Below are 25333 nucleotides of genomic sequence, written 5' to 3' on the forward strand. Positions count from 1 at the left end.
TGTCGAAGACCGCCGTTATACGCGCTGTGTGCGGTGGCTGCGCACCTGCTCGTCGTGGTCGTCGCCGATGATCTCACGTCGCTCCGCCAGCAGCGGAACGACCGGTGCACCCGTGTTCTCGGCGTCGGTGTAGCGTCGTGTCATGTTCGTCCCCGGCGACGGACAGGTGTTCCCCACACCCCGCTGTCGCCGTATTCTTTCACGGTCGTTCATTTCATATAAACGTATCTATCCGTTCGAGGCGGGTGGCTCGTGGGGACGACGGCCAAGGCCTTTGCAGGTCGCGCCCGCAGTGGGAGTATGGTCGACAACCAGAGCGACACCTTCGACATCGGCGGCGAGTTGACCGTCCACCGACTGGGGTTCGGCGCGATGCGGCTCTGCGGTGAGGAGATAATCGGCCCACCCGAGGACGAGGAATCCGCACGCGATGTCCTGCGGCGCGCGGTCGAACTGGGCGTCGACTTCGTCGACACCGCGGACTCGTACGGCCCGGGCGTGAGCGAGCGGCTCATCCGCGAGGCCGGCGTAGCCGACGAAACCGTCGTCGCCACCAAGGCGGGCCTGCTCCGCAACCGCGAGGGCGACTGGCTGCCCCACGGTGACCCCGACTACATCCGCAACCAGGTGCTCGCGAGCCGCGACCGGCTCGGGGTCGAGACCATCGACCTCTACCAGTTCCACCGGCCCGACCCGGACACGCCCTTCGAGGAGTCGGTCGAGGCCTTCGCCGAACTGCAAGACGAGGGACTGGTCGACCACGTCGGACTGAGCAACGTCACCGTCGAGCAACTGGAGACCGCCCGCGACATCGTCGACGTGGCGACCGTCCAGAACAGCTACAACCTCGCCGACCCGGAGGGCGATTACGGCTCCGACCGCGTCCTCGACGCCTGCGAGGAGTACGGCATCGGCTTCATCCCGTACTTCCCGCTGGGTGCCGGCGACCTCGGCGAGAAAGCCGACGTGATCGACGATATCGCCGCCGACTACGACGCCTCCCGGATGCAGATCGCGCTGGCGTGGCTCCTCCAGCACTCGCCGGTGACGCTCCCGATCCCCGGCACGTCCAGCCTCGACCATCTCGAAGAGAACGTCGCCGCGTCCGGGATCGAGTTGACCAGCGACGAGATCGCGCGCCTGAGCGAGTAGCGCCGATCGGCGATCGTCAGCCAGCCGTCGGACAGTGGGTAACGCTAACGTTCCTGTACAGTATCGAACCGAGTATGCCGGAGGAGGCATGGCAGTCCATCGACGTCATCAAAAATCGGGAGGGCGAGCCCCACGTCCTCCAGCAGAGAGTCGAGGTGTACGGCGGCGATCACGGCGAGTCGACGGGCTACACGAAACCCGGGATGACCCACCGGCTGGTCCCGCTGACGGAGTTGACGAAAGGCGACTGACTCACTCCCGGTCGGTCCAGAAGTCGAAGGATCGGCCGGGCGTGAAGATATCCAGTCCCACGGCGGTCTCGTCGCCGGTGTTCTCGACCCGGTGGGACTCCCAGGGGTCGAGCCAGACGGAGTCGTACTGGCCGAGTGTGGCTTCGTCGTCCTCGGTGTAGACGGTGAGTTCGCCGGCGAGGACCAGACAGACCTGGCCGTTCTCGTGGTCGTGCATCGGCGAGGAGTGGCCCGGCGGTTTCTCGAACCACTCCAGACTGGCGTCCTCGCTCCCCGCGAGCGCGACCCGTCGCCAGCCCTCGTCCGGTTCGTACGTCTCGGCCGCGTCGAAGTCCACGCGTTCCATGCGCGAGGCGTCGGCGTCCCGGGCGGAGTAGCCTTCGGTTCCGGATCGCAGGCGACCGATGGCCGAACCGACGAGTGTCAGACACCCCCCGCAATTTTTGACCGCGCAGTCCCTCGATTCGCGTGATGAGCGACGAGCCCCTGTACGTCGGCGTCGCCTACAGCACCGGCGAGTGGTTGGCGGTCGCGTTCGCCGCCGACGGGTTCGACCACGCCGACGTGTTCCCCGAAGTCGGGAACGTCTGGGCCGAGTACGAGGGCGTCGCCGAGTCGATTCTCGTCGACGTGCCCGTGGGGCTCCGCGAGGAGGGCGAGGAGCCGCGACCACCGGAGCGAGCAGCCCGCGAGGTACTCGGTTCCCGTGCCGAGGCGATCACCGACCCCCCGATTCGGGAAGCCGCGCGGAAGCGACGATACCCGGCGGCGGCCCGTGTCACCGAACGCAAGACCGGACGGGACCTCTCCCGGACAGCCTTCGAACGCAGCGACGCCATCGTCGCCCTCGACGACCTCCTGCAGGAGGTCTCGGAGGCCCGACCCGTGATCGCCGAGGCCCACCCCGAGGTCTGTTTCCGGGCGTTCGCCGGAACGACGCTCGAAGAGGATCCCGCCACGGCCGCGGGCTACGCCGAGCGGATGCGCGCGCTCGCGACCTTCGACCGGGACGCCCCGCCGGTGGTCCAGCGCGCGGCCGAGGCCACGAGCGGCCACGCCGTCACCGTCGCCGACGTACTCGACGCCGTGGCGCTGGGCTACACCGCCCGCCCGGGTCCCGGTTCGATCCACACGCTCCCCGCCGACCCGCCGACCGATCCGACCGGACTCCCGATGAGACTGCTCTACCGGGCGGAGACGCCACTGGAAGCAGAGTAGGCTCTGGCGACCGAGAGCGCGGCCGCTACCAGACTAATAAATGAAAGAACGCAACTCGACCGATTACAGGCGGGTGACGTTGGTCGCCCGCGGACCCTTGTCGGCCTGTTCGATGTCGAATTCGACTTCCTGTCCTTCTTCGAGGTCCGGGCCGCCGACGTCTTCCATGTGGAAGAACACGTCCTCGTCCGCATCCTCTGTGTCGATGAAACCGTAACCGCCTGTGTCGTTGAAGAAATCAACCGTACCGTTTGCCATTGCCTTTGTCCGGAGGCGCGGAGTGCATATAACCCTTGTGAGACGCGAAGTGACACACTCCTTCGAGGGAATGTTCCATCAGTAGCGTCTCAGACACCCGATACAGAGAGTTTTCAGCAAACTGCATCGACGGACTCGGCGCAGCGGTCAACGAGGGGTCCGTCCCAGATACTCCCGGCCCGCGATTCACGAGGGACTACGGAGCTGGCGACCGGAGGCGAGATGTGTCCGACGAACTCGACGTGGGTGACCCCGCCGAGATGAACCGCGCCGAACTCGCTGCCGCGCTCCACGCCCACCTCGCGGCGACCGAGGGGTTGCCCATCGACCCGACGGCGAACCGCTGGCTCGGCGAGGCCCAGGCCGCGGCCGCCGACGTGGCCGACGGCACCGCCCCCGACCCCGTCGTCACGAAACGCGCGTCACAGGTCGTGCGTCTGCTGGAGAGCGCTGGCGACCTCGACAACGCCGAGGCCGCCGGACGCGTCGACGCCGCGCTGGCGGTCGCCCGTGAACTGGTCGCGCGAGGCGACGACGGCTGACGGACAGGCCCGACTCAGACGTGCGGTAGGATCTCGTCGTTGAGGTAGGACAGATACTGCGCCGACTCGAACTCCGAGGGTCGATAGACCTCCACGTACCCGCTTCGAGCGGCCCACATCTTCAGTTCGCGGTCACCGTGTGCGTACGACAGCCCGAGCTGGTTCAGGTTCGAATCCTCGAGGAGCGCATCGAGATCGTGGTCCGTTCTGAGATCCGCGCCGTGGATGGTCCCGTTGACCGCATCCTCGCCGGTACCGTAGAACCCGGCCTTCCAGGGGGTCGCCCCGTCACGGGCGTCGAAGAACGCGTCGAGATCGACCGTGGCGCGCGTCACGTCCGTCCCGGTCTGGTCGCCGATGAGGTCGAACGCGAAGGTCCCGTCGCCGCTCCCGACGACGACGAACTCGCCGGGCACCCCGACGAACTCCGTGTATCGGGTTTCGACCCGTTCCCGATCGGTGACGGTGATCCCGTCGTCTTCGATCGCCGTCGTGGTCCCGTCGACCACCGATTCCGCGGCCGCCCGGCCCGCGAACGCCATCTCACCCCCGTCCAGTGAGAACACACGATCGATCTCGAGACACCGTTCTAGCTCGTGGTCACCGTCGCTGACGGTCTCGGTGACCGAATCGACCGCATCGAACGACCCGTCGACGACGCCTAACACTCCCGCCTTCATCTGTACGCCCCACATGCGAGCGCGATGATATAACACTTGACCTGCCTTCGAGTCTGTTGACCGGGCTCGGACCGCTTTCGAGCCCTCGGCTCAGCAGTGACACAGCCCCAGAAACGTGCCAGCACCCCGATTTGAACAGAGGAAGACGTTCCGGGCGTGCGGCTCGCTTCGCTCGCCGTTCCGGGGCTGTGACTTCCAGGCTCGAATCGATTCGGGAGCATTTTCACCGCTCACGACTCGGTCGCGGTGCTCCCTCGGTAGTTCGCGGGAAAATGCCGCCTCCCCGATTTGAACGGGGGACAGCTCGATCTTCAGTCGAGTGCTCTCCCAGTCTGAGCTAAGGCGGCGCGCCGTCGTGCGCATCCCGACAGTTGCGGGTGGTAGAAAAAAGGATTTCGAAAGTCCGGTCAGAGACGTTCGGGTCAGCCAACCACGGACTACCACCGCGAGCGGCCGAAATCAGTCCGAGCGAAGGATCTTTGCCGATGGACACGACAGTGATCCGTAATGAGGGATCGGAGGGACGCTCCGGGGGGAGACCGGTCGATCAGGAACGCCAAGCGCCACGAGCGATCCGTCGAGGGCCGCGGCGTCCGCCGCGGGCCGGACGCCGACGCTGGCGTCGGTCCGAGCGCGGGACCGGCCGACGGCCCGGCCGGTGACGATCGGACCGAGCGAGCGATGGCGGACGTGAGCTGGCACCTCGACATGGTCGAACAGCAGGATCCGGAGAATCAGGATCACCGGATCCGGGAAGCGCGGAGCATCTCCAGAGACCTCTCGACCGGCACGCCGTCGAAGGCGACCGCGCGCAACCGCACCCAGCAGGTCGACGACCTGCTCCAGCGCGCCGACACCACCGGCGACCCCGACGCCGACTCTCACGTCGACACCGCCCGCCAGATGGTGCGCGATCTGCTCTGGTGGATCAAGCCCTGAGCGGCGGTTCCGTCAGATTCGAGCCCCGTAGCCGTTACCCGATCCACTCGCTGTCGAGACGCCCGTCGTCGGTCGTATACGGTATTCAAGCTCTCTGCCTCAGCGTTTCAGCAGACCGCTTACGCCACCGTTCAGTAACGGTTTTCGGAGACCCGTCACTTAACGCAAAGTCGTCTAGGTTCTCCGACCCTCCGTTTACTCAGCCTCGGACACGGCCATCTAACTAAACGATCTGCGAAAAGCATTTACTAACACGGTGCGAAGCGGAGCTAATGAAAGACGGGTACCTCGTCGATTCACCGGCGCCGGGAAAGTACCTGTCCGCCGATTCCGGCGCTTCGCTTCCCGCGTCGAAGTTCTACCTGCCGAACAACCTGCCGCCGTCGATAGAGCTGTCACCGGCGGTCATCGAGGCGAACGGCCGGGCGATGCACTCGCTCGGTCGGCTCGACGGGTTCTGGAGCGAGATCGAAGACCCCGACGCGGCGTTCGGGCTGTTCGTCTACAAGGAGGCCGAGCAGTCGTCGCAGGTGGAGGGGACGCAGGTGACCGTCTCGGACATGTTGCGGAAGGGAACCGACTCGAAGGACGTCCGGGAAGCCCGGAACTACGCCGAGGCGTTACGGGCCGCGACGAGGGAACTGCTCCGAGAGGGACGAAGCCGTCGGAACCTCTCCCTCGACCTCGTTACGTCGCTTCACGAGTCGCTCATGGAGTCCGGCCGAACGGACGACGAGGATCCCCGTCCAGGGGAGTTCCGCTCAAGGTACGTCTGGATCGAAGAGGAAAATCAGAACGGCTACGGAACCAACGTCCGGTTCGTCCCGCCGAAGCCGAGCGCCGCGGAGTCGAAGATGGAGAACTTCGAGGAGTACATGCAGTCGGACGGTGAGTACCCCGATCTGGTCGATATCGGGCTCCTCCACTATCAGCTCGAGACCATCCACCCGTTCGTCGACGGGAACGGACGCGTGGGGCGTCTCCTCATCGTCTTGCTGCTGATCGCGTCGGATATCCTCGTCCACCCGCTCTTCTATCTCAGCTCCTACATCCGCCGCAACCGCGACGAGTACACCGACCTCCTGTTGGCAGTCAACGAGGAGGGCGAGTGGAACGCCTGGCTCGAATTCTTCCTCGACGGAATCCGAGAGCAGGCCGACGAAGCGTTCAGCCGCGCGAAGCTCCTCCTCCGGCTGCGGACGGAGTACCGAGAGCGGTACAGCGACGCCGCGCCGTCCGTCCGAGAACTCGCCGACGTCGCCTTCGTCGAACCGATTTTCACCGCCTCTCGGGCGGCGGAACTGATCGACATGTCGTACCCGGCGGCCAACAAGGCGGTCGACCGTCTCGAGGCGGACGGACTGCTCGAGGAACGGACCGGCAAAGAGCGATACCGAGAGTTCCGGGCCACGGACGTCCTCGACGTCCTGAATCGGGACGTCGAAGAGATCCCGTCACCAGGTGAACTCATGGCCGAGTGACGTCGGATGGCGGCGCTGGAAGGGGAATCGGGGAACCCCGGCAGCGGATACCACCCGACCGAGCGGTTCCGGGTTTTCCCGCCCGCGGAAGAGTCCGTACCACCGACACCTCCACCTGCCACACGTATTTGAAGCATAACGCGCGAGACTACCTATGCCGACGAGTCGTCGAAAGGGGTTACAGGAGCGGTTACTCGAGTGGTACGACGAAAACGGCCGTCACGACCTCCCGTGGCGCGAGGAAGGGCGGTCGGTGTTCGAGGTTTTGATCGCGGAAGTCCTGCTCCAGCGCACGACGGCGACCGCGGTCGCCGGCGCGTACGTTCCCGTCGTTTCCCGGTACCCGTCGCCCGAGGCGATGGTCGCCGCGCCATCCGGGGAGATACGCGACCGCATCGCTCCGCTGGGCCTCTCGAAGCGCGCGGCCTATTTGGAACGGATATCGGGGCAGCTGCTCGATCGCCACTCCGGTCGGGTACCGCGAGTCCGCTCGGATCTATCGCGGCTCCACGGGGTGGGGGAGTACACCGCGAGGTCGGTTTCGGTCCATTCTCACGGCGAACCCGTCGCGGCCGTGGACACGAACGTCGAGCGGTTGCTGTCCAGGTTCTACGGCATCGATCCCGACGAAAGCGGCGTCCAAGGCCTCGCAGACGACCTCACGCCGCCGGGACGCAGTAGCGACTTCCTCCACGCCATGCTCGACTTCGCCGCCGCGGTGTGTACCGCTCGGTCACCGAATTGCTTGGTCTGTCCGATCAGCGCCGACTGTGAGAGCCCGGAGAACAAAGACGAGAGGAGGTGATAATCCGGGAATTCGAGCGGATTCGAACCGGAGCCCGTTGCTCAATCCGTTGCGCGCGACTGGCAGGGTTCGAACCGCCCTCACGCTTGCTGCTGCTCACGGTTCGTTCGCAGCAGCAAGTGGGTTCGGGCGGATTCGAACCACCGACCTCGGCCTTGTAAAGGCCGCGTCATAACCGACTAGACCACGAACCCGTACTCGACCCAAGCCCACGCCGAAGAATAACACTTACTCTCTCGGTCGACAGCCTTACCCCGTCGACCCCACACCTCTCGACCATGCCGTCCCGGGCCGTCAACGCGATCACGGCGGGGTTGCTCCTGATCCTCGCCGTCGCCCTCGTCGTCCAGTTCGGGTTCCTCACGCCACCGCTGGACCCGAGCGACTACGAGAACGCCACGCTCACCGTCCGGGACGACAACGGCACGACGCTCGCCACCGTCGACGTCCGCGTCGCCGACACCGACCGCAAACGCTACGTCGGCCTCAGCGAAACCGCCAGCCTCGACCCCGGCGAGGGCATGCTGTTCGTCCACGACGGCGTCGACACCCGCGCCTACGTCATGCGGAACATGTCCGTCCCGCTCGACATCCTCTTTCTCGCCCCGAACGGCACGATCACGACGATCCACCACGCAGCCACCGAACCCGGCGAGAGCGGCGACGAGCTCACGAAGTACGAGGGCCGCGGGAAGTACGTCCTGGAAGTCCCGCGCGGCTACACGAACGAGACCGGGATCGACGAGGGCGACACCGTCGAGATTCCCGATGAGATCGAGTGACCCCGACGAGCGCACGATTTATTCCGGTTCGCGTGGAGAGTCCGCCGTGGTCCGGAACGCCCTGCTGATCGTGGCGGTGGTGGGAACGCTCGCCCTCGCGGGCTGTACCGGCGGCCCGAGCGGAGCGACGCCGACCGAGACGACCGACGTGACCGACACGACGACGAACCCGAACAACGAGGCAAATGGGACGGAACCACAGGTCGAACTCCGGGACGCGAACGGGACGGTGCTGGGGACCGTATCGGTCGCCATCGCGGACAACGGGAGCGAGCGGTGGACAGGTCTCAGCGAGACCGAGCGGTTGAACGAGAGCGAGGGGATGCTGTTCGTCTACGACTCGCCCCAGCGGAACGCGGCGTACGTCATGCGGGACATGGACTTCCCGCTGGACATCGTCTTCGTCGCCCCGAACGGCACGATCACGACCATCCACCACGCCGCCACCGAGCCGGGCGTGGCCGAGGAGAACCTCACGCACTACCCGGGCGACGGGCAGTACGTGCTGGAGGTGAACCGCGGGTACACCAACCGCACCGGTCTCACCGTGGGCGACACGGTCGCGATACCGGCCGAGATCGCCACGTCGGACGCGACGCCGAATCCCGGCAGCGAGGACTGAGAGCCGGAGCAGGCCGCCGCCAAGCGAGGGGCTTTTGCGGAGCCGGCACGTTACGCTGGTGATGGATATCGGTGCTGCCGAGACCGAGGACGACCCGTTCGAGGAGGCCCGGGAGCGAGCCGAGAACCCGATGCGACGGCTGTTCGCCGAGTACGGCCGCGAGAACCGGCTGTGGTTCGCCGTCGGGCTGTTCGGCAGCGTCGTCGCCCGCGTCCTCGACCTCCTCCCGCCGGTGTTGTTGGGACTGGCGGTCGACGCGGTCTTCCGCGGCGACAAGTCCTTCACCCTGCTGCTGGTCCCCGACGCCTGGATCCCGGCGACACGCGACGGCCAGCTCCTCCTGACGGTGGGCCTCATCGCCGGCGCGTTCTTCATCGGCGCGACCTTCCACTGGGTGCGCAACTGGGGCTGGAACGGCTTCGCCCAGCAGATCCAGCACGACATCCGCACCGACACGTACGACAAGATGCAGCGGCTGGACATGGATTTCTTCGCCGACAAGCAGACCGGCGAGATGATGTCGATCCTCTCGAACGACGTGAATCGGTTAGAGAACTTCCTCAACGACGGGATGAACTCCGCGTTCCGGCTCGGGGTGATGGTCCTCGGCATCGCCGCCATCCTCTTCTGGATCAACTGGCAACTCGCCGTCATCGCGCTGGTCCCCGTCCCCCTGATCGCCTTCTTCACCTACCGGTTCATCAAGACGATCCAGCCCAAGTACGCCGAGGTCCGCTCCTCGGTGGGGCAGGTCAACTCCCGCCTCGAGAACAACCTCGGCGGGATCCAGGTGATCAAGAGCGCAAACACCGAGCCCTACGAGTCGGATCGGGTCGAGGATGTCTCGCGGGACTACTTCGACGCCAACTGGGACGCCATCGACACCCGGATCAAGTTCTTCCCCGGCCTGCGGATCATCTCCGGGATCGGCTTCATCCTGACCTTCGCCGTCGGCGGCTACTGGGTCCTCGTGTTCGAGCAGACCGGGCAGGCCCCCTGGTTTTTCACCGGGCCGCTGTACGTCGGCGAGTTCGTCACCTTCATCCTGCTCAACCAGCGGTTCATCTGGCCGATGGCCCAGTTCGGGCAGATCATCAACATGTACCAGCGGGCCCGCGCCTCCGCCGAGCGCATCTTCGGCCTGATGGACACCCCCGCCCGCATCGCCGAGGAACCCGACGCCAAGGACCTCCAACTCGGCGAGGGCCGCGTCGAGTACGAGGACGTGAGTTTCGCCTACGAGAGCGAGGACAAACCGGTGCTGGAAGACGTGTCCTTCGAGGTCGACGGCGGCGAGACGTTCGCGCTGGTCGGGCCGACAGGCGCGGGCAAATCCACGGTCCTCAAGCTCCTGATGCGGATGTACGACGTGGACGAGGGGACCATCCGCGTCGACGGCCAGGACGTGCGGGACGTGACGATCAGGAGCCTTCGGGAGAATATCGGGTACGTCAGCCAGGAGACGTTCCTCTTCTACGGCACCGTCGCCGAGAACATCCAGTACGGCACCTTCGACGCCGAACGGGAGGACGTGATCGAGGCCGCCAAACGCGCCGAAGCCCACGAGTTCATCACGAACCTGCCGGAGGGCTACGACACCGAGGTGGGCGAGCGCGGCGTGAAGCTCTCGGGCGGGCAGCGCCAGCGCATCGCCATCGCGCGGGCGATCCTCAAAGACCCCGAGATACTCGTGCTGGACGAGGCGACCAGCGACGTGGACACCGAGACCGAGATGTTGATCCAGCGCTCGCTGGACCGCCTCGCCGAGGATCGCACGACCTTCGCCATCGCCCACCGGCTCTCGACGATCAAGGACGCCGACCGGATCGTCGTGGTCGAGGACGGCCGGATCGTCGAACGCGGGACGCACGAGGAACTGCTGGGCGAGAACGGACTGTACGCCAACCTCTGGGCGGTGCAGGCCGGCGAGATCGAGGAGCTTCCAGAAGAGTTCGTCGAGCGGGCGACCGAACGACGGGCGAAGACGGATGCCGACGACGACTAACGGCCCTCTAGACTCGCTCGACGAACGTCGCGTCGGCGGACGTCTTCCCCTTGTTGAACGAGAGGACTTTCGCGCGGATCACGTCACCCTCCGAGGTCGAGTCGGGCACGTCCTCGGTGAACAGGACGAACCCTTCGACCTTGCCGACGGCGACCCGGTCGCCGGAGTGGTGGTCGGTGAACTCGGTGATTCCGAACTCGTAGGTCTCGCCCAGTTCGACCGGCGGGTCCCGTTCCTGTGCGGCCTCGTGTGCTCGTTTCGACTCGCGTGCGCCCGAGGACGAGCGCCACCGCCGGAGGAGGACGATCACCAGCAGGAGAACGACCACGGCCGCGACGCCGCCCCCGATCCAGAGTGGTTGCATACGCGCCCCTGCGAGCGCCGGCGGGTATAGGTTTGTGGCTCGCGACGGTGCGCCCGCCCGCGCCGGGGCGCTTACGTGCCCGCCGTCCGAGGACACCGGTAATGCACCTCGCCGAGGCCACCTGGACCGACGCCGACGCCGCCGACGCCGACCTCGCCGTCCTCCCGGTCGGCAGCACCGAACAGCACGGCCCCCACGCACCGCTTGGGACGGACGTTCTCACCGCCGAAGCCGTCGCCGAGCGTGGCGCGGACCGCTACGAGAGCGAGACCGACGAGTCCGTCGTGGTGGCACCCCCGATCCCGGTGGGCGTCGCCGAGGAACACCGCCAGTTCACCGGGACGCTGTGGGTGAGCGAGGACACCTTCCGGGACTACGTGCGCGAGACCGTCGAGAGCCTGCAGTCCCACGGCTGGCAACGAGTCGTCGTCGTCAACGGCCACGGCGGCAACGTCGCCGCGCTCCGGGAGACCTGCGCTCGCGTCACCCGCCACACCGACGGGTACGCGACCGCCTTCACCTGGTTCGATGCCGTCGATCCCGACGAGGTGACGATGGGCCACGGCGGCCCCCTCGAAACGAGCGCGCTGGCCTATCTTCATCCGGAACTGGTCCGGGAGGATCGACTGGACGAGGCTGCCGCGGGCGGTGCCGACGGCTGGGGCGAGTGGCACAGTGGTGTCAATCTGGCCTACGACAGCGCGGAGTTCAGCGAGAACGGGACGGTCGGGGACCCCCGCGAGGGGGACCCAGAACTCGGCGAGCGACTGGTCGACGACGCGGCGACGGCGCTGTCGGCGCTACTGGAGCGAGTGGCGGACCGCGATCTCGAACTGCCGGACCACCGCTAATCGGCGGCTTCGGCTTCCTCGGCTTCGGCGTCCGCCTCGGCCTCGGCGTCTCCCTCCGCGTCGTCCTCGGCAGCGGCGTGGGCGTCGTCGAGCGCGCCGCGCAGTTCCGGGACGGTGCTAGCGAGGTCGCTGACTTGCTCGTGGGCGTCCTCGATGTCGGCGAAGACCTCGTCGAGCGTCTCGATCTCCTCGGCGAGGTCGTCGGCGTCCTCGAAGGCGTCGGCGCGTTCGCCCATCGTGTACCACTTTTTGGCGTCGGTGAGGTGGTCCTCGGCCTCGCCGGGGTCGAGCGCCGACCGCAGGCCGTTGAGGACGCCCAGCGTGTTGTCGGCGTCGACGTCCCAGATGGCGTCGCCCTCGGGCAGCGCCTCGCGGGCCTTCCCGAGCGATTCCTCGACGTCCTCGCGCATCTCGGAAGCCGCCTCGTCGAACAGATCGTCGTCGTCCAGAGTCGTCTGACCCATATCGTCTAATTCGACGGGAGAGGGTATAAAAACCCGCCCGAAAGTGAAAGTGTAATCGCAGGACGGCGAGGGCCCGGGTTAGAGCGGATCGAAGCGGACGACGATCACTCCCGGACGGCAGTTCGCTGGTCGGGGATCAGGTCGAGGTCGTCGTCGGTGTCGCCGAGCACCAGCAGCGTGTAGTAGCGCAGGAACGTCTGGAGCGGGACCTGCACGAGGGCGACCGCGGCCAGCACGAGGGAGACGTAGACGATCAGGAGGACGGCCAGCACGGCAATCACGGCCGTCGTGAACGTGCCGCCACCGACGAAGAAGGCGGCGACGCCGACCACGAGGAAGGGGATAGCCAGCGCGACAGCGGCGATGCCGATCACGGTCGCCGCGGCCAGTCCGATGACGATGTTGAGCAGGAAGGCCACGAGAACGTAGGTGGCGTACTGCCAGAGGTTGGTCCGGAGCGTCGACCAGAAGCGCCGCCAGCCGCCGATGATCGACCGGTCCTGCAGGACGACGACGGGGACGACGAAGTCGACGGTGAACCCGTCGATCAGGGCGACGAGGGGGAACAGAACGAGGATCAGCGGCAGCGCCAGCAGGACGGCCGAGAGGATCTGTGCGTCGGACCACGATAGGACGGGACCGGCCGGGCCGGCGACGGCGACCACGCCGACGACCGCTCCCGCGGCGAGCAGGAAGACCACGAGCCGGAAGGCGAACAGCCGGAGGCCAGCGCTCAGGTACCGCCGGGCGTACCGCCTGACGTGGACCGCATCGCTGCGGAGCGATTCGACGAAGACGAACTCCATGATCGAGCCGATCACCCCGAGAACGAGGACGAACGCGGCGACGACGACGGCGACCAGCGCGAGCAGGACCAGCACGTCCTCCGGAATTGGCTCGGGAAGTTCCGAGATCTCACCGCCGGAACTCGACATCGAGGAACCGCCGTTGACCGGGCCGTTCAGGCCGAACCCGCCAGCGACGAAAAAGGCGACGACCGCGAGCCTGAGCCACCGGGATCGGTCGACGGGGAAGAGGAATGCACGGGTCGCATCGAGCGCGTCACCGACATCGTCGACTGCATAGAGGGCCATACCGGGGATTTCAGCCACCAGCTACATCGGTTTTGTGTTGGATCGACGGGTCGGCCCCACGGCTGTGGCCGCTCAGCCCTCGACCTCGACGAGTCGCATCAGGGGATACCCGTCTTCCATCTCCATCCGGGTACGGACTACCGTCCCCTCGTAGTCGATCACGATCTCCACGTCGAGAAAGCGGCCGGTGAGTTCGGTGTAGTCGGCGGGATCGTCCGCGAGAGCCCGGTCGAGTTCCTCGGTCAGTACCTCGACGGTCACCGCCTCGCAGTGGGGCTGGTTCTCGATGGCCTCCTCCATGGCGCGGGCGAGTGAGTCGGCGCTGTCCGGACTCAGCGGCGTGCCCGCGAACTGGTGGTACAGCGAGCCGAACTTGATGCCCGCCTCGAAACAGGCGGTCTGGGCGTCGGTCGGATCCATACCGGCCACGGGACCGGCACGGGCAAGTGTGTTCCGGGGCGTGGGCTGCTGGCTCGCCCCCGCGGAGCGCGCTACGGTTCACCACGGAACGCCTTTAGGTGTCGACCGACTCCGGAGTGTATGGACTACGACGTCGCGCTCGACCGCGCCTACGAGGCGCTGCCCGAGCGAACAGCGACCCAGCAGCGACTCCAGATCCCCGACCCCGCCGCCCAGGAGGACGGTGCGTTCACCCGGCTGACGAACCTCAAAGCCATCGCGGACGAACTGTCCCGCGACCCGGAACACGTCCACCGCTACGTCCAGCGGGAGTTCGGGACCAACGGCGACTTCGACGGCGACCGGAGCCGCTACAACGGCACCTTCTCCGCCGCCGACTTCGAGGCCGTGCTCGACGCCTACGCCGAGGAGTACGTGATCTGTTCGGAGTGTGGCCTGCCCGACACCAAACTCACCACCGAGGACCGGACGCAGATGCTCCGGTGTGAGGCCTGCGGTGCCTTCCGCCCGGTCGACAAGCGCTCGACGAAATCGTCGAGTCAGAGCAACACCGCCACCCTCGAAGAGGGCGAGACCTACCAGGTAAAGATCACCGGGATGGGGCGCAAAGGCGACGGCGTCGCCGAGAAAGGCAAGTACCGCATCTTCGTCCCCGGCACGAGCGAGGGCGACGTGGTGCAGGTCTACATCGACAACATCAGCGGGACGCTGGCCTTCGCCCGCCCGGTGCAGTAACCTATTCGACGGTTACGGCCACCGTCCGGTTTCGCTGCTCGCCGTCGATTCTGGCGTGGATCGTGATATCGTAGGTACCCCGATCAGCGTCCGCGTTCGCGACGACCGGGAGTGTCGTCGTGACGGTCGTGCCGTTCCACGACCAGGACGGGGGGTACGTCGTCCACGTGGTTTCGGGTGGCGGCGAGTGGGACGCGTTTCCGTAGTCGATGCTAACCGAGTCAGAGGCGATCGGCTCGACGCGGAGCGTGCTCGCGTTCGTCACGTCGATCGTGAGCGTCCCCGTCTCGCCCGGTGTGATCGCCGGCGCATCGATGGCCAGCTCCCGTTCCGACTCGTCGGTCAGCTCGGTCGGCGTCGAATTCCCGGCCCCACCACAACCGGCCAGCAGGACACAACCGACGACGGCGAGAAGCGCGATTCGTCGGGGCACGAGTTCGAATCCAGATTTCAGCAGTAGCCACAAAAAGTTACTGTATTGAGAGGTAACGAACCGCATCTTACTTACTCGCGCCGTCGCTGAGGTTTACTCGAATGGACGACCCGGTTTTACTCACGGGTGCTGGCGGGCGCGTCGGCGAGGCGATTCTGCAGGGCCTCGGCGAGGCCTACGACTGGCGGCTCCTCTATCACAATCCGCCGGACGAAGAGCCCGACCACGAGTATCTCGTCGGTGACGTGATCGACGAGGAGACGGTCCGGGAGGCCGTCGACGGCGTGGGGGCGATCATCCACCTCGCCGGCGACCCGCGGCCATCCGCACCCTGGAAGAGCGTCCTGTCGAACAACATCGACGGGACCCAGAAGATGTACGAGGCAGCGGTCGAGGCCGGCGTCGAACGGTTCGTCTACGCCTCCTCGAACCACGCCGTCGGCGCGTTCGAGACCGACGAGCGCACCCCCGAGATGTACCGCCCCCACGACGACTACCGACTCGACGGGACCGAACTCCCCCGGCCCGGCAACCTCTACGGCGTCTCGAAAGCCACCGGCGAGGTCCTCGGCCGGTACTACCACGACGAACACGGGATCAAAGTCTGTAACGTCCGGATCGGCAACCTCACCGAGGGCCACCCGCCGATCGACTACGAGCGTGGCCAGGCCATGTGGCTCTCTTACCCCGACTGCGCCCACCTCCACGAGCGCACGCTGGAAGCCGACTACGAGTTCGAGATCGTCTACGGGATTTCGGACAACGACCGCAAGTACTACTCGCTGGAGCGAGCGAAGGAAGCGCTGGGCTACGACCCACAGGACAACAGTGCGGAGTGGGACGGCGACGAACACGTCGCCGACTACGAGCGCTAGAAGAGCCCGTCCACGTCCGTTTCTCGCCGCTGTCGCCGTTCGACGCGTTCCGAGAGCCGCTGGTAGACGATTCCGCGATTCGTCCCGTCCCGGGCGAAGTCCATGACGAAGGTGACGAAGGGGCTGGTGCCCTCGCCCGCGTCCAGATCGGTTCGAGCGTACTCGATTCCCCGTTCGAGGACCGACTCGTCGAACGGACCGTCCTCGGCGTAGACCGTGGCGGCAGTGGCGCTCTCCTGAAAGTCCAGATCGTCGGGCAGAACCACCTCGCCCTCGTGTGTGAGTTCGAGCGGGGATCCTCGCTCGATCCGTTCGGGATCCGCACGGAGTGCGGGCAGATACTCCCGGACGGCGGCCACGTCGACGCCGCGGTAGTCGGCCGGGAGGTCGGCGAGGTACTCGCCGGCGCTCTCGGCCAGCCCCGTCGCGCCCGCCCAGTTACGCTCCGTGGCGTGGTGGACCGCCGCGGTGAACTGGATGAGGCCGTGGAGGAACCGCTCGTCGTCGGTCCCGGTGTCGAGCGCGAGCCAGTGATCCTCCCAGGCGTCGTGGGCCTCGTGGTAGTCCCCCGCGTTGTAGATGGCGATCCCCACACGGAGCGCCGTCTCCATACCCGGTCCTCGGGCCGTTCCGGGGAAAGGGTTTGTGACCCGCACACCACATATAAATCGCCGTGAGATATACGCGTGTTTTTATAACAATTCACGGCTGGTTGTAAAAATACACTCAGATAGAGCCCGAAATTAATATACCGGGCTTCTACCGGTCTCCCTCGTGATCCAGTTCGGGCGGTCGGTGCCCGCGGAGATCGGCGTCGGTGTCGTCTCGGCGACCGCGGCGTGACTATTACTTATATACCCGAGGTGTTAGGGGGACAGTTTATACCGAATCCTGCTTATAAATACGTCAGTCAGACTTAAAAACTGCCGTATATGAACGTGGAAATAACTAATCGGGGATAGTGGCTGGGGTGGAGTGATGTCTGACCATTCAGACAGAGAGAGGGGGAGCAGTTCACGGATCGACAGACGGAGCGTGCTGCGGGGGATCGCCGCGGGCGGTACGGCGGCGGTCGGTGTCGGTGCGATGAGCGGAACCGCGTCGGCGGCCGAAGAGCAGTGTGCGTTCGGTCTCAACCTCGAAGAGGCACCGGACGAGTACCCGGTCGTCGAGCGGGATCCGGGATTCCTCGGGATCGGTGCCGGCGGCCTGTCCGAGACCGGGGACGTTCCGGAGGGGGAAGACGAAGTCGTCGTCTACATCCACGGCTGGCTGGAGTTGTTCACCGGCGGCGCGGCCGATCAGGGGTACACGCTCCAGCGGGCGCTCCGGGACGCCGGGTCCGACATCGCGACGCTCGCGTACAACTACCCGAGCAGTAGCCCCAACTGGTGGGGCCAGAAGGACGGCGCGGAGACGTCCGGCCGCGAGTTCGCGTCGTGGTTGCAGAGCTATCGGGAGGAGAACCCGGACACCGATGTTCGACTGATCGTCCACTCGCTGGGTGCCCGCGCCGGTGCCGGACTGCTGGACGAACTCGTCAACGAGATGGGTGGGGAGCCGGTTCGGTCGCTGGAGATCCTCGGGGGTGCGATCTCCCGCGAGGCCGTGACCGTCGACGGCGAGTTCGGCGATGCGCTGGCCAACGGGGCCGAGGAGGTCAACAACTACTGGAGCAGCGGCGACAACATCTTAGACGAGATCTTCCAGATCGGCGAGTTCGGCACGGAAGCCGTCGGTGCGAAGGGCGCGCCGGAGGACGCCGAGACGCCAGACAACTACAACGACATCGACGTGACCGGAATCGTCAGGGGCCACTGCCTCTACTACGACCCCGACCGGGGCTGTATCGACACCGTCGTCGAGAACTTCCCGGAGGGGTTCCAGGGCGGCGGCGACCCCGGTGACAAGTTCGACGACTGGTTCTGACCGGCATTCAGACAGCCTTTTTTCTGCGGCGACAGGGCTATACGTCGAGTCGCCCACGGTATCACAACGGCGGCTTCCGGCCGCCGGCCCGGGGATCGACCATGTCGTGGCTACCGCTCGATGCGCTGTCGATGGGGACGGACGCACCGCAGGAGTTCCCGATGATACGCGACGGGGAGCTTCGCGGCTCCTTCCCGCCGGACCCGTCGGAGCTGGTGGTGTACGTCCACGGCTGGCTCGAAGGGATGACCGGCGACGCGGCCGCACAGGCCAACGCCGTGGCCGGGGCCGTCGAGGCGCTGGGGTACGACGCCACGGTGGTCGGGTTCACGTACCCGGCGAACCTGCCGCTGTGGTACCCGAGCAAGACGATCGCCGCGCGGAAAGGGCGGGAACTCGCCGCCTGGGTACAGGCCTTCAGCGCGGAATGCCCGGACGCCCCCGTTCGGCTGGTCGCGCACTCGCTCGGTGCCCGACCCGCGCTCGCCTGTCTCGACGAACTCGCGGACCGGGAGGCGACGGTGCAGTCGTGTTCCTTGCTCGGCGCTGCCGTCAACTGTGACAGCGTCACCGACGGCGGCCGGTGGGAAGACGGAGTCCGGGATGGAGCCGAGTGCGTCTACAACTACCACACAGCCGGTGACAGTACGCTAACTGTACTCTACCGGCCAGCGGAGTTCGGCACTGCAGCCCTCGGCGTCGACGGTGCGTGCGGTCCGACCCCCGGCACCTACGCCGACCACGACGTAACCGAAAAGGTCCGGAACCACTACACCTACCTCCAAGAAGACGGCGGCTGTCTCGACCGCGTGATCGGGGATTTCGCGTGACTGAGGGCCAGTAGAGTCCTGACGGAGTCCCCGCGAGCGCCGAGGGACCAACGGTCCCTCGAGCAGCCGGCGCTTCGCGCCGGCGACGCAGCGAGCGGGGGCCCGTCAGAGCGCGGACGCGCTCTGACGGAGATTTGAACTCACTCACTTCGCTTCGCTCGTTCGCTGCTCAAATCTCCGCGCGTCCGTTTCATCGACGCGGACGGTTCGCTACGCTCACCGTTATTGCGTCGATGAAAACGTCCTGACGGAGATTTGAACTCCGGTCCCTGGCTCCGCAAGCCAAGAGGATAGTCCACTACCCTATCAGGACTCACTCTCTTCTTTCGGGGTGCCAGATAAAGGGGTTACGATTCGGCCGCCTCCACTTAGTTGCGGATCGCCTTCGCTCGATTGCCGGACGGAGGTCCGTTTCTTGTGGAAATCAGCATTCTTATGCGAGCGGGAGTCGGGATTGTGGTATGGCCAAACAGGTCGCGGGACGGGACGCGGTGTCGGTCTCGGAACGGGTGGCCGACGCCTCGAACATTCTGGTGTTAGCGCCGTCGTTCCCGGACGGCGCCGCCGGCGTCTGCGTGGACCTGCTGGGCGGTGACGATCCGGCGTCGACGGCAGTGCTCGGGGTGACCTACACGCAGTCGCCGGGGAAGTGGGCCGCCGACTACGAGCGGGAGACTGGTACCCCACCGGCCGACGGGACGGTGATCAGCGTCGGTAGCTGGGGGTCCGAGGTCGAGACGGAGGCGAGCCAGTGGACGCTGGAGGGCGTCGAGCACGCCGGCGACCTGACGGCGCTGGGGGTCACGCTCAGCGACCACCTCACGGCCGACCGACCGGGCGGCCAGCGGCTCTGTTTCGACTCGCTGACCGCCCTCCTGCAGTTCGTCGAGGTGCGGCAGGCCTTCCAGTTCCTCCACGTCGTCACCGGGCGGGTGAGTTCCGCCGGTGCCGTCGGCCACTACCACCTCGATCCCGAGGCACACGACGAGCAGACGCTGGCGACGATTCGCGGGCTGTTCGACGCCGTCGTCGAGGTCGACGCGGACGGCGAGTGGACGGTCACCACCCGGTGAGACAAACGGCCGTTTGAGTCTCCGCAATCGCCTTTTTAGTGGGGGTCGACGGGACGGGTATGCGACGACGCAGTTTCCTGACAGTGACCGCATCCGCGACCGCACTCGGTCTCGCCGGCTGCGTCCAGGAGCCCGGCGACCGCGAGAACAGCACGGACGCGAACCCCGAAACCAGCGCGCAGGACGGCCCCGGGAGCCAGCCCGAGGGGACCGAGAACCCGAGCAACGGGACGGAGGATCCGAGCGAAACGGCGATGCCGGACTCCGATACGCCGACCGACGAGGGAACGGGAGCCGAGGAGGAGACGCCGACCGACGGGCACGGCAGCAGCGCGCAGGCCTGGGGCAGCAGCGGCCGCATGAACGGCGTCACGTTCTCCTTCACCTCACAGGGGCCTGAGACCGGCGAGAACCGAGACGTGGCCGACATCACGCGCGACGACGACGCGGGTGAGGTGATCGTCGACGGGACGATCAGCGGGAACAACAGCTGCAAGCGCGCCATGCTCGGCTCCGTCGAGTACGACGAGGGGGCGGGGACGCTGACCGTGGACGTCGAAACCACGAACATCGAGGGCTGTGAGATGGCCGCACAGGCACTCGTCGGCATCGACTACGAGGGGACCTTCGAGGTCGACGGCGAGCTTCCCTCGGAGATACAGGTCACCCACGAGGGGCGGTCGGTTGCGAGTGCGTCCTATGCCAGCGAGACCGCCGCGGCACCTCCGACCACGGACTCGACGTAGCCTTAAATACGAGACCGACCCAGCCCCGGGTATGGACGGAGAGGTGAGATCGTGGATTCGGCGGAGAACGCACGACAGCAGCGGGGTGAGCGGGCGACGGCAACGCTTAAACGGAGTCCAGCCCTGCAATTGGACAGACAGATGGGCGCGATAGAAGATATCTATGCGGATCTGGAGACCGACGAGGTCTCCGAGGAGGAGTTCCGGGAGGCCGTCGAGCAGAAGATCGAGCAGATGGGTGGCCTCGCGGACGAGGAGACCGCGGCCATGCTCATCGCCCACGAACTCAAAGACGGGGAGGTCAACGGGATTGCCGACATCGAACCCGGGATGGACGAGGTGAAGTTCATCGCGAAGGTGATGGCCGTCGGCGACCTGCGGACCTTCGAGCGCGACGGCGAGGACGAGGACGGCCGCGTCATCAACGTCGAAGTCGCCGACGAGACCGGTGCCGTCACCCTCTCCTTCTGGGACGAGCAGGCCGTTTCCATCGACGAGGGCCAGCTCGAAGTCGGCGACGTCCTCCGGATCAAGGGCCGACCCAAGGACGGCTACAACGGCCTCGAAGTGAGCGTCGACAAGGCCGAACCCGACGAAGACGAGGAGATCGACGTGCAACCCGGCGGGACGACGGGCATCGACGCGCTGACGCTGGGTCAGTCGGACGTGAACGTCCGCGGGCTGGTCCTCGATACGGAGTCGGTCCGCACCTTCGACCGCGACGACGGCTCCGAGGGCCGCGTGGCGAACCTCTCGATCGGCGACGAGACCGGCCGAATCCGGGTGACGATGTGGGACGAGCGGGCCGATCGCGCCGAGGAGTTGTCGGCCGGGACGGCCGTCGAGGTCGTCGACGGCTACGTCCGCGAACGCGACGGCGACCTCGAACTCCACGTCGGCGAACACGGGGCCGTCGAGGCAGTCGAGGAGACCGTCGAGTTCACGCCCGAGACCGCACCCATCGGCAACATCGAGATCGGCCAGACCGTCGATATCGGTGGTGTGATCCGAAGCGCCGACCCGAAACGCACCTTCGACCGCGACGACGGCTCGGAGGGGCAGGTCCGCAACGTCCGGGTACAGGACGAGACGGACGACATCCGCGTGGCGCTGTGGGGCGACAAGGCGGACAAGGAGATCCGGCCCGGCGACGAGGTATTCTTCGCCGACGTGGAGATCGACGACGGCTGGCAGGACGACCTCGAAGCGTCGGCGAACTGGCGGTCGACGGTCGTCGTCCTCGACGACGGGGCGACGACCCAGCCGACAGGCGGCGCTGGAAGCGAGACGGGGGCGGGAGAGCAGGACGCAGCAGAGACGGGGCTGGACGCGTTCGCCGACGGCGAATCCGCCGAGAGCGACGGCGGGACGGCGGCCGCAGTCGAAACGTCGGGTGACGCGGACGGTGCCGGCAGCGATGCCGGCGAGGACGGCGAGGTGGTCGAGTTCACGGGGACGGTCGTCCAGACGGGCGAGCCGGTCGTGCTTGACGACGGCGAGGAGACGATGAGCGTCGAGACGGGCGCGACGCTTCAGCTCGGCCAGGAGGTCACCGCACGCGGGCGGTTGTCGGACGGTCGGCTGGACGCCGAGGATGTGTTCTGAGGACGGGGCGGTTGCCAGAGAGACTCACGGAAAGCCTTAAGACTGCGACAGTCCCGGTATGCGGTATGAGCGTCGAGCTTCCGTTCGCGCCGGTCGACACGGTCATTCGACGGAACGCAGGGACGCTTCGGGTCAGCGCCGAAGCGGCCGAGGAACTGGCGCGGCGGATCCAGCGACGGGGCGCACGCCTCGCCGTCGACGCCGCCGAGCGGGCGACCGCCGACGGGCGGAAGACGTTGATGGCGTCCGATTTCGGCGTCTCGTCCGTGCCCGACAAGGACACGCTCGAACTGCCGGTCGCACCGGTCGACCGGATCGCACGGCTCGACATCGACGACTCCTATCGGGTGTCGATGGACGCCCGGATCGCGCTCGCCGATCAACTCGAAACCTTCGCCGACGACGTGGCCGCGGCCGCGACGGAACTGGCGCGCCACGCCGACCGCCGAACCGTCAAGGCCGAGGACGTGGAAGCGTACTTCGAACTGGCCCAGTACTTCGGATGAACTTCGGCTACCACGAGGATTGTCTCGAACACCAGACCGGCTACCGCCACCCGGAGAGTCCCGACCGCCTCCGGGCGATCCGGCGCGCCCTCTCGCGACAGCACGGTGTCAAGTACGTCGCCGCCGACCACGCGCCAGAGTCTGCCGTCACCGCCGTCCACGACGCCGGCTACGTCGACGCGATCAAGGATTTTTGCGCGGACGGGGGCGGTGACTGGGACGACGACACCGTCGCCGTCGAGGCGACCTGGGACGCCGCACTGGCTGCGGCCGGCCAGGCGATGTGGGCCGCAGAGCGCGCACTGGCCGGCGACGACGGTCGTGACACGCCCTTCGCGCTGGGCCGCCCACCCGGCCACCACGCCGTCGAAGACGACGCCATGGGCTTCTGTTTCGTCAACAACGCCGCCGTCGCCGCGCAGGCGGTCATCGACGACGGCGACGCCGACCGCGTCGCCATCCTCGACTGGGACGTCCACCACGGTAACGGCATCCACGACATCTTCTACGACGCCGACGACGTGTTCTACTGCTCCATCCACGAGGACGGCCTCTACCCCGGGAGTGGCGACGTGGACGAGACCGGCGAAGGTGACGGCGAGGGAACGACGATGAACGTTCCGCTGCTGCCCGGCTGTGGCGACCCCGACTACTGTGCCGCCATCGACGACTTCGTCGGTCCCGAGTTCGTCACGTTCGACCCCGACCTGATCCTCGTCAGCGCCGGGTTCGACGCCCACCGCCACGATCCGATCTCCCGGATGCGCGTCTCGACGGAGGGGTACGGCGCGCTCACGACACGGATGCGAGACGTTGCCGAGGCGGCCGACGCCGGCCTCGGGTTCGTGCTGGAAGGCGGCTACGGACTCGACACGCTCGCCGAGAGCGTCACGATGGTCCACGAGGTGTTCGACGGTCGCGAGCCGGTCGAGCCCGAGGACGAGGTCAAAGACCGCGCGAAATCGATCTTCGCCGACCTCCGGGATCAGGGCTTCGGCGAGAAGTAGCGAGCGAGTGCCGTACCGAACGGGGCTGCCAGTTCCGCGACGTCGTCACCGACCAGCACGTCGTAGCCGTCTTCGAGCGCGCTCTCGACGTGAGCGCCGAGCGCCACTTCGAAGAGCGCGTCGCTCGTCAGGAACTCGTGCGCGCTGGTATACTCGCGTTCCCGCTCGACGACGTAGCGGTCCTCGGCGATAAACGGGCCGTAGGGCGGGTCAGTGGATTCGGTTCGGGAGTCGTCGGCGTACTTCTCGTAGAATCCGCGAGCGTGCTCGCGGACGTGGACGGGCGGGCCGTCGTGGCGCTCGATAGCGGGGCGCTCGGCGACAGCGAGTTCGAGAAAGAGGACGGCCCGGTCGTCGGCGAACGCAGCACTGCGGAACACGTCGAACCCGCGGCGGTCGAGTTCGTCGGCGACACCGTGCCGTGACTTGCGGAGCTGGGGCCAGAGCTGATCGTCGACGAGATCCGGCGCGTCGAAGACGACGGCGACCGGCGTGGTTCCACGGGCGGTGAGGGCCTCGCGGACGCCGTCGGCGTCGAGGGGGTCCGGCTCGTCGGGCTCGAACAGGGCCTCGCGGGGGTCGGCCAGTAACTCGCGGGCGTAGTGCTGGAGGCGGGCGACGTTCGCGGGGGAGAGCGCGGCGGCGACGTTACGCTCGGGGTCGGTGGGGTCGATGACGACGAGCGGATCCTCGAAGGTCGCCTCGGCGTGGTCCGCTGGGTCGAGTTCGACCGGCGGATGCCAGTCGGTAGCGGCCTCGACGAGCGCACGGAACCCGCCGTACTCGAGGACCAGTAGCTCCGTGAGGTAGCCGGAGACGCCGCGGGTCTTCAGGTCCGCGCCGTAGACGCCGATCCCCTTCAGGAAGGCCTTGGCGACCCGGACCTCGGCGGCGAGGTCGTCGTCCAGTCGCTCGTCGAGATAGGCGGTGTGGAAGGGGGTGCGGTCGACGGCCGACTGGATGGCGGTCGCGTCGGCCACGTCGTAGCAGGGCACCAGATCGACGGAGAACCCCTCGAACTCGCCGACGGTGTAGGGGTGTTCGGCGTACTCCTCGCGGCCGTCGGGGAGGACCTCGCGGCCGACCTGCAGGCCGTACTCCTCCAGTCGGTCGCGTTCCAGATCGGCAGGGAACTGGACGAACAGATCTACGTCGCGGTCGCCGGCCAGCCAGGTTCCCCGGGCGGTAGAGCCGACGAGTACCGTGTCGGTCTCGACGGGTAACTCGTCGGCGGCGGCCTCGGTGCGCTCGGTGAGGCGCTCGGTAACGGCCCTGAGCCGCTCGCGTTCCTCGTCGTCGGGCGTGACCCGCTCGCGGACGGCCGCGACGACGGCGTCGAACTCCTCGCTCATGGGATGCCGTATCCCGTGACCCCGTGAAAGCGTGTCGATGCCGCCCGAAAGCGAAAGCCCTATCAAATAACTCCGGCTACTCTGTGATGCCTGCGAACGTGCCGCCGTAGCTCAGCTGGTAGAGCACCTCGCTGTTACGGTGAGGAGGTCTCGCCTGTTCACCGCAGAGACGAGGTTGTCCCAGGTTCGAACCCTGGCGGTGGCGCTTCTCCCAATCTCACTTCATGAGCCACGGGTTCACTCGTCGACACCGGCCACCTGCGAACGGCCCGGCACACGCACCGGGAACGGTGATCCCGAAGGCTAAAGGCCGG

31 protein-coding genes and 4 tRNA genes are annotated in these 25333 nt (G+C 66.8%); 21 read left to right on the top strand and 14 right to left on the bottom strand.

The annotated features are described in order from the left end of the window. Positions 1-15: 15 nt before the first annotated feature. On the bottom strand, positions 16-144 hold the full coding sequence (locus BV210_RS20750; protein ID WP_256385562.1) for a hypothetical protein: 129 nt from the start codon (positions 142-144) through the stop codon (positions 16-18). A gap of 156 nt (positions 145-300) precedes the next feature. Here BV210_RS20750 and BV210_RS06850 point away from each other — a divergent pair, with 156 nt between their 5' ends. Both BV210_RS06850 and BV210_RS20245 read left to right on the top strand, forming a co-directional pair. Next, positions 301-1152 (top strand): aldo/keto reductase, encoded by an 852-nt coding sequence (locus BV210_RS06850; protein ID WP_077205915.1) that lies wholly within the window; start codon positions 301-303, stop codon positions 1150-1152. A gap of 74 nt (positions 1153-1226) precedes the next feature. Further along, a complete protein-coding gene (locus tag BV210_RS20245; protein ID WP_172824883.1) occupies positions 1227-1403 on the top strand; it encodes a hypothetical protein in 177 nt (58 codons plus the stop codon). A gap of 1 nt (position 1404) precedes the next feature. Here the strand turns inward: BV210_RS20245 and BV210_RS06855 are convergent, their stop codons facing one another. Continuing rightward, entirely contained in the window at positions 1405-1749 is a 345-nt protein-coding gene (locus BV210_RS06855; protein ID WP_077205916.1) for a cupin domain-containing protein, read from the bottom strand. A 125-nt stretch (positions 1750-1874) separates the two neighbouring features. On the opposite strand from BV210_RS06855, the gene BV210_RS06860 reads away from it, so the two are divergent. Continuing rightward, on the top strand, positions 1875-2621 hold the full coding sequence (locus BV210_RS06860) for a DUF429 domain-containing protein (protein WP_077205917.1): 747 nt from the start codon (positions 1875-1877) through the stop codon (positions 2619-2621). 63 nt (positions 2622-2684) lie between these two features. On the opposite strand, the gene BV210_RS06865 is transcribed toward BV210_RS06860, so the two are convergent. Continuing rightward, positions 2685-2879 carry a cold-shock protein gene (locus tag BV210_RS06865; protein WP_077205918.1) on the bottom strand — a complete coding sequence of 65 codons (195 nt, stop codon included), beginning with the start codon at positions 2877-2879 and terminating at the stop codon, positions 2685-2687. A 224-nt stretch (positions 2880-3103) separates the two neighbouring features. On the opposite strand from BV210_RS06865, the gene BV210_RS06870 reads away from it, so the two are divergent. Then, positions 3104-3421, top strand: a complete 318-nt coding sequence (locus BV210_RS06870; RefSeq protein ID WP_084802590.1) for a hypothetical protein — start codon at positions 3104-3106, stop codon at positions 3419-3421. Between the two features lie 14 nt (positions 3422-3435). Here the strand turns inward: BV210_RS06870 and BV210_RS06875 are convergent, their stop codons facing one another. Both BV210_RS06875 and BV210_RS06880 read right to left on the bottom strand, forming a co-directional pair. Next, the gene (locus tag BV210_RS06875) at positions 3436-4101 is read right to left on the bottom strand and encodes a hypothetical protein (protein ID WP_077205919.1); all 666 of its coding nucleotides are present in this window, start codon (positions 4099-4101) and stop codon (positions 3436-3438) included. 273 nt (positions 4102-4374) lie between these two features. Then, positions 4375-4448 (bottom strand) — tRNA-Phe (locus tag BV210_RS06880). A gap of 160 nt (positions 4449-4608) precedes the next feature. Here BV210_RS06880 and BV210_RS06885 point away from each other — a divergent pair. The 3 genes from BV210_RS06885 to BV210_RS06895 all read left to right on the top strand — a co-directional run bounded on the left by BV210_RS06885 (position 4609) and on the right by BV210_RS06895 (position 7326). Next, the gene (locus BV210_RS06885) at positions 4609-5040 is read left to right on the top strand and encodes a hypothetical protein (RefSeq protein WP_077205920.1); all 432 of its coding nucleotides are present in this window, start codon (positions 4609-4611) and stop codon (positions 5038-5040) included. 272 nt (positions 5041-5312) lie between these two features. Then, positions 5313-6521 (top strand): Fic family protein, encoded by a 1209-nt coding sequence (locus tag BV210_RS06890; protein ID WP_077205921.1) that lies wholly within the window; start codon positions 5313-5315, stop codon positions 6519-6521. A gap of 154 nt (positions 6522-6675) precedes the next feature. Next, the gene (locus tag BV210_RS06895; protein WP_077205922.1) at positions 6676-7326 is read left to right on the top strand and encodes an A/G-specific adenine glycosylase; all 651 of its coding nucleotides are present in this window, start codon (positions 6676-6678) and stop codon (positions 7324-7326) included. Positions 7327-7446: 120 nt separating this feature from the next. On the opposite strand, the gene BV210_RS06900 is transcribed toward BV210_RS06895, so the two are convergent. Beyond that, positions 7447-7520 (bottom strand) — tRNA-Val (locus BV210_RS06900). A gap of 84 nt (positions 7521-7604) precedes the next feature. Here BV210_RS06900 and BV210_RS06905 point away from each other — a divergent pair. From BV210_RS06905 to BV210_RS06915, 3 genes are all read left to right on the top strand, one after another. Next, on the top strand, positions 7605-8108 hold the full coding sequence (locus BV210_RS06905; protein ID WP_077205923.1) for a DUF192 domain-containing protein: 504 nt from the start codon (positions 7605-7607) through the stop codon (positions 8106-8108). A 46-nt stretch (positions 8109-8154) separates the two neighbouring features. After that, complete coding sequence (locus BV210_RS06910) at positions 8155-8730, top strand: DUF192 domain-containing protein (protein ID WP_077205924.1); 576 nt, start codon at positions 8155-8157, stop codon at positions 8728-8730. 61 nt (positions 8731-8791) lie between these two features. After that, entirely contained in the window at positions 8792-10735 is a 1944-nt protein-coding gene (locus BV210_RS06915; RefSeq protein WP_077205925.1) for an ABC transporter ATP-binding protein, read from the top strand. 7 nt (positions 10736-10742) lie between these two features. Here the strand turns inward: BV210_RS06915 and BV210_RS06920 are convergent, their stop codons facing one another. Then, positions 10743-11099 (bottom strand): TRAM domain-containing protein, encoded by a 357-nt coding sequence (locus tag BV210_RS06920; RefSeq protein ID WP_077205926.1) that lies wholly within the window; start codon positions 11097-11099, stop codon positions 10743-10745. Positions 11100-11200: 101 nt separating this feature from the next. Here BV210_RS06920 and BV210_RS06925 point away from each other — a divergent pair, with 101 nt between their 5' ends. After that, on the top strand, positions 11201-11950 hold the full coding sequence (locus BV210_RS06925; RefSeq protein WP_077205927.1) for a creatininase family protein: 750 nt from the start codon (positions 11201-11203) through the stop codon (positions 11948-11950). Here BV210_RS06925 and BV210_RS06930 read toward each other — a convergent pair. From BV210_RS06930 to BV210_RS06940, 3 genes are all read right to left on the bottom strand, one after another. Beyond that, complete coding sequence (locus BV210_RS06930; protein ID WP_077205928.1) at positions 11947-12414, bottom strand: DUF5790 family protein; 468 nt, start codon at positions 12412-12414, stop codon at positions 11947-11949. The genes BV210_RS06925 and BV210_RS06930 overlap by 4 nt on opposite strands. Before the next feature lie 104 nt (positions 12415-12518). After that, positions 12519-13508 carry a hypothetical protein gene (locus BV210_RS06935; RefSeq protein ID WP_077205929.1) on the bottom strand — a complete coding sequence of 330 codons (990 nt, stop codon included), beginning with the start codon at positions 13506-13508 and terminating at the stop codon, positions 12519-12521. Between the two features lie 72 nt (positions 13509-13580). Further along, the gene (locus BV210_RS06940) at positions 13581-13928 is read right to left on the bottom strand and encodes a dihydroneopterin aldolase family protein (protein ID WP_077205930.1); all 348 of its coding nucleotides are present in this window, start codon (positions 13926-13928) and stop codon (positions 13581-13583) included. A 120-nt stretch (positions 13929-14048) separates the two neighbouring features. Between BV210_RS06940 and BV210_RS06945 the strand changes: the two genes are divergently transcribed. Next, the gene (locus BV210_RS06945) at positions 14049-14663 is read left to right on the top strand and encodes a translation initiation factor IF-2 subunit beta (RefSeq protein ID WP_077205931.1); all 615 of its coding nucleotides are present in this window, start codon (positions 14049-14051) and stop codon (positions 14661-14663) included. 1 nt (position 14664) lies between these two features. Here the strand turns inward: BV210_RS06945 and BV210_RS06950 are convergent, their stop codons facing one another. After that, on the bottom strand, positions 14665-15096 hold the full coding sequence (locus tag BV210_RS06950) for a hypothetical protein (RefSeq protein ID WP_077205932.1): 432 nt from the start codon (positions 15094-15096) through the stop codon (positions 14665-14667). A 101-nt stretch (positions 15097-15197) separates the two neighbouring features. Here BV210_RS06950 and azf point away from each other — a divergent pair, with 101 nt between their 5' ends. Next, a complete protein-coding gene (azf, locus tag BV210_RS06955) occupies positions 15198-15971 on the top strand; it encodes an NAD-dependent glucose-6-phosphate dehydrogenase Azf (protein WP_077205933.1) in 774 nt (257 codons plus the stop codon). Here the strand turns inward: azf and BV210_RS06960 are convergent. After that, positions 15968-16582, bottom strand: coding sequence for a DUF309 domain-containing protein (locus tag BV210_RS06960; RefSeq protein WP_077205934.1), 615 nt, complete (start codon positions 16580-16582; stop codon positions 15968-15970). The two genes, azf and BV210_RS06960, sit on opposite strands and share 4 nt — an antisense overlap. Before the next feature lie 367 nt (positions 16583-16949). Here BV210_RS06960 and BV210_RS06965 point away from each other — a divergent pair, with 367 nt between their 5' ends. Continuing rightward, positions 16950-17900, top strand: a complete 951-nt coding sequence (locus tag BV210_RS06965; RefSeq protein WP_084802592.1) for an alpha/beta hydrolase — start codon at positions 16950-16952, stop codon at positions 17898-17900. Positions 17901-18001: 101 nt separating this feature from the next. Next, entirely contained in the window at positions 18002-18730 is a 729-nt protein-coding gene (locus BV210_RS06970) for a DUF726 domain-containing protein (RefSeq protein ID WP_077205936.1), read from the top strand. A 240-nt stretch (positions 18731-18970) separates the two neighbouring features. Here BV210_RS06970 and BV210_RS06975 read toward each other — a convergent pair. Then, positions 18971-19043, bottom strand: a tRNA-Arg gene (locus BV210_RS06975). A 148-nt stretch (positions 19044-19191) separates the two neighbouring features. On the opposite strand from BV210_RS06975, the gene BV210_RS06980 reads away from it, so the two are divergent. From BV210_RS06980 to BV210_RS07000, 5 genes are all read left to right on the top strand, one after another. Continuing rightward, entirely contained in the window at positions 19192-19803 is a 612-nt protein-coding gene (locus tag BV210_RS06980; protein WP_084802593.1) for a hypothetical protein, read from the top strand. A gap of 59 nt (positions 19804-19862) precedes the next feature. Beyond that, on the top strand, positions 19863-20549 hold the full coding sequence (locus BV210_RS06985) for a hypothetical protein (RefSeq protein ID WP_077205937.1): 687 nt from the start codon (positions 19863-19865) through the stop codon (positions 20547-20549). 141 nt (positions 20550-20690) lie between these two features. Continuing rightward, positions 20691-22154 carry a single-stranded DNA binding protein gene (locus tag BV210_RS06990; RefSeq protein WP_077205938.1) on the top strand — a complete coding sequence of 488 codons (1464 nt, stop codon included), beginning with the start codon at positions 20691-20693 and terminating at the stop codon, positions 22152-22154. Positions 22155-22219: 65 nt separating this feature from the next. Beyond that, the gene (locus BV210_RS20815; RefSeq protein WP_077205939.1) at positions 22220-22660 is read left to right on the top strand and encodes a histone; all 441 of its coding nucleotides are present in this window, start codon (positions 22220-22222) and stop codon (positions 22658-22660) included. Beyond that, positions 22657-23667, top strand: a complete 1011-nt coding sequence (locus tag BV210_RS07000; RefSeq protein ID WP_077205940.1) for a histone deacetylase — start codon at positions 22657-22659, stop codon at positions 23665-23667. The genes BV210_RS20815 and BV210_RS07000 overlap by 4 nt, the downstream gene beginning before the upstream one ends. Here BV210_RS07000 and cca read toward each other — a convergent pair. Further along, on the bottom strand, positions 23646-25019 hold the full coding sequence (cca, locus tag BV210_RS07005) for a CCA tRNA nucleotidyltransferase (protein ID WP_077205941.1): 1374 nt from the start codon (positions 25017-25019) through the stop codon (positions 23646-23648). The two genes, BV210_RS07000 and cca, sit on opposite strands and share 22 nt — an antisense overlap. A 100-nt stretch (positions 25020-25119) precedes the next feature. On the opposite strand from cca, the gene BV210_RS07010 reads away from it, so the two are divergent. Then, positions 25120-25224: transfer RNA gene (locus tag BV210_RS07010), tRNA-Asn, on the top strand. The last annotated feature ends 109 nt before the right edge of the window (positions 25225-25333 follow it).

Source organism: Halorientalis sp. IM1011 (assembly GCF_001989615.1).
Classification (GTDB): domain Archaea; phylum Halobacteriota; class Halobacteria; order Halobacteriales; family Haloarculaceae; genus Halorientalis.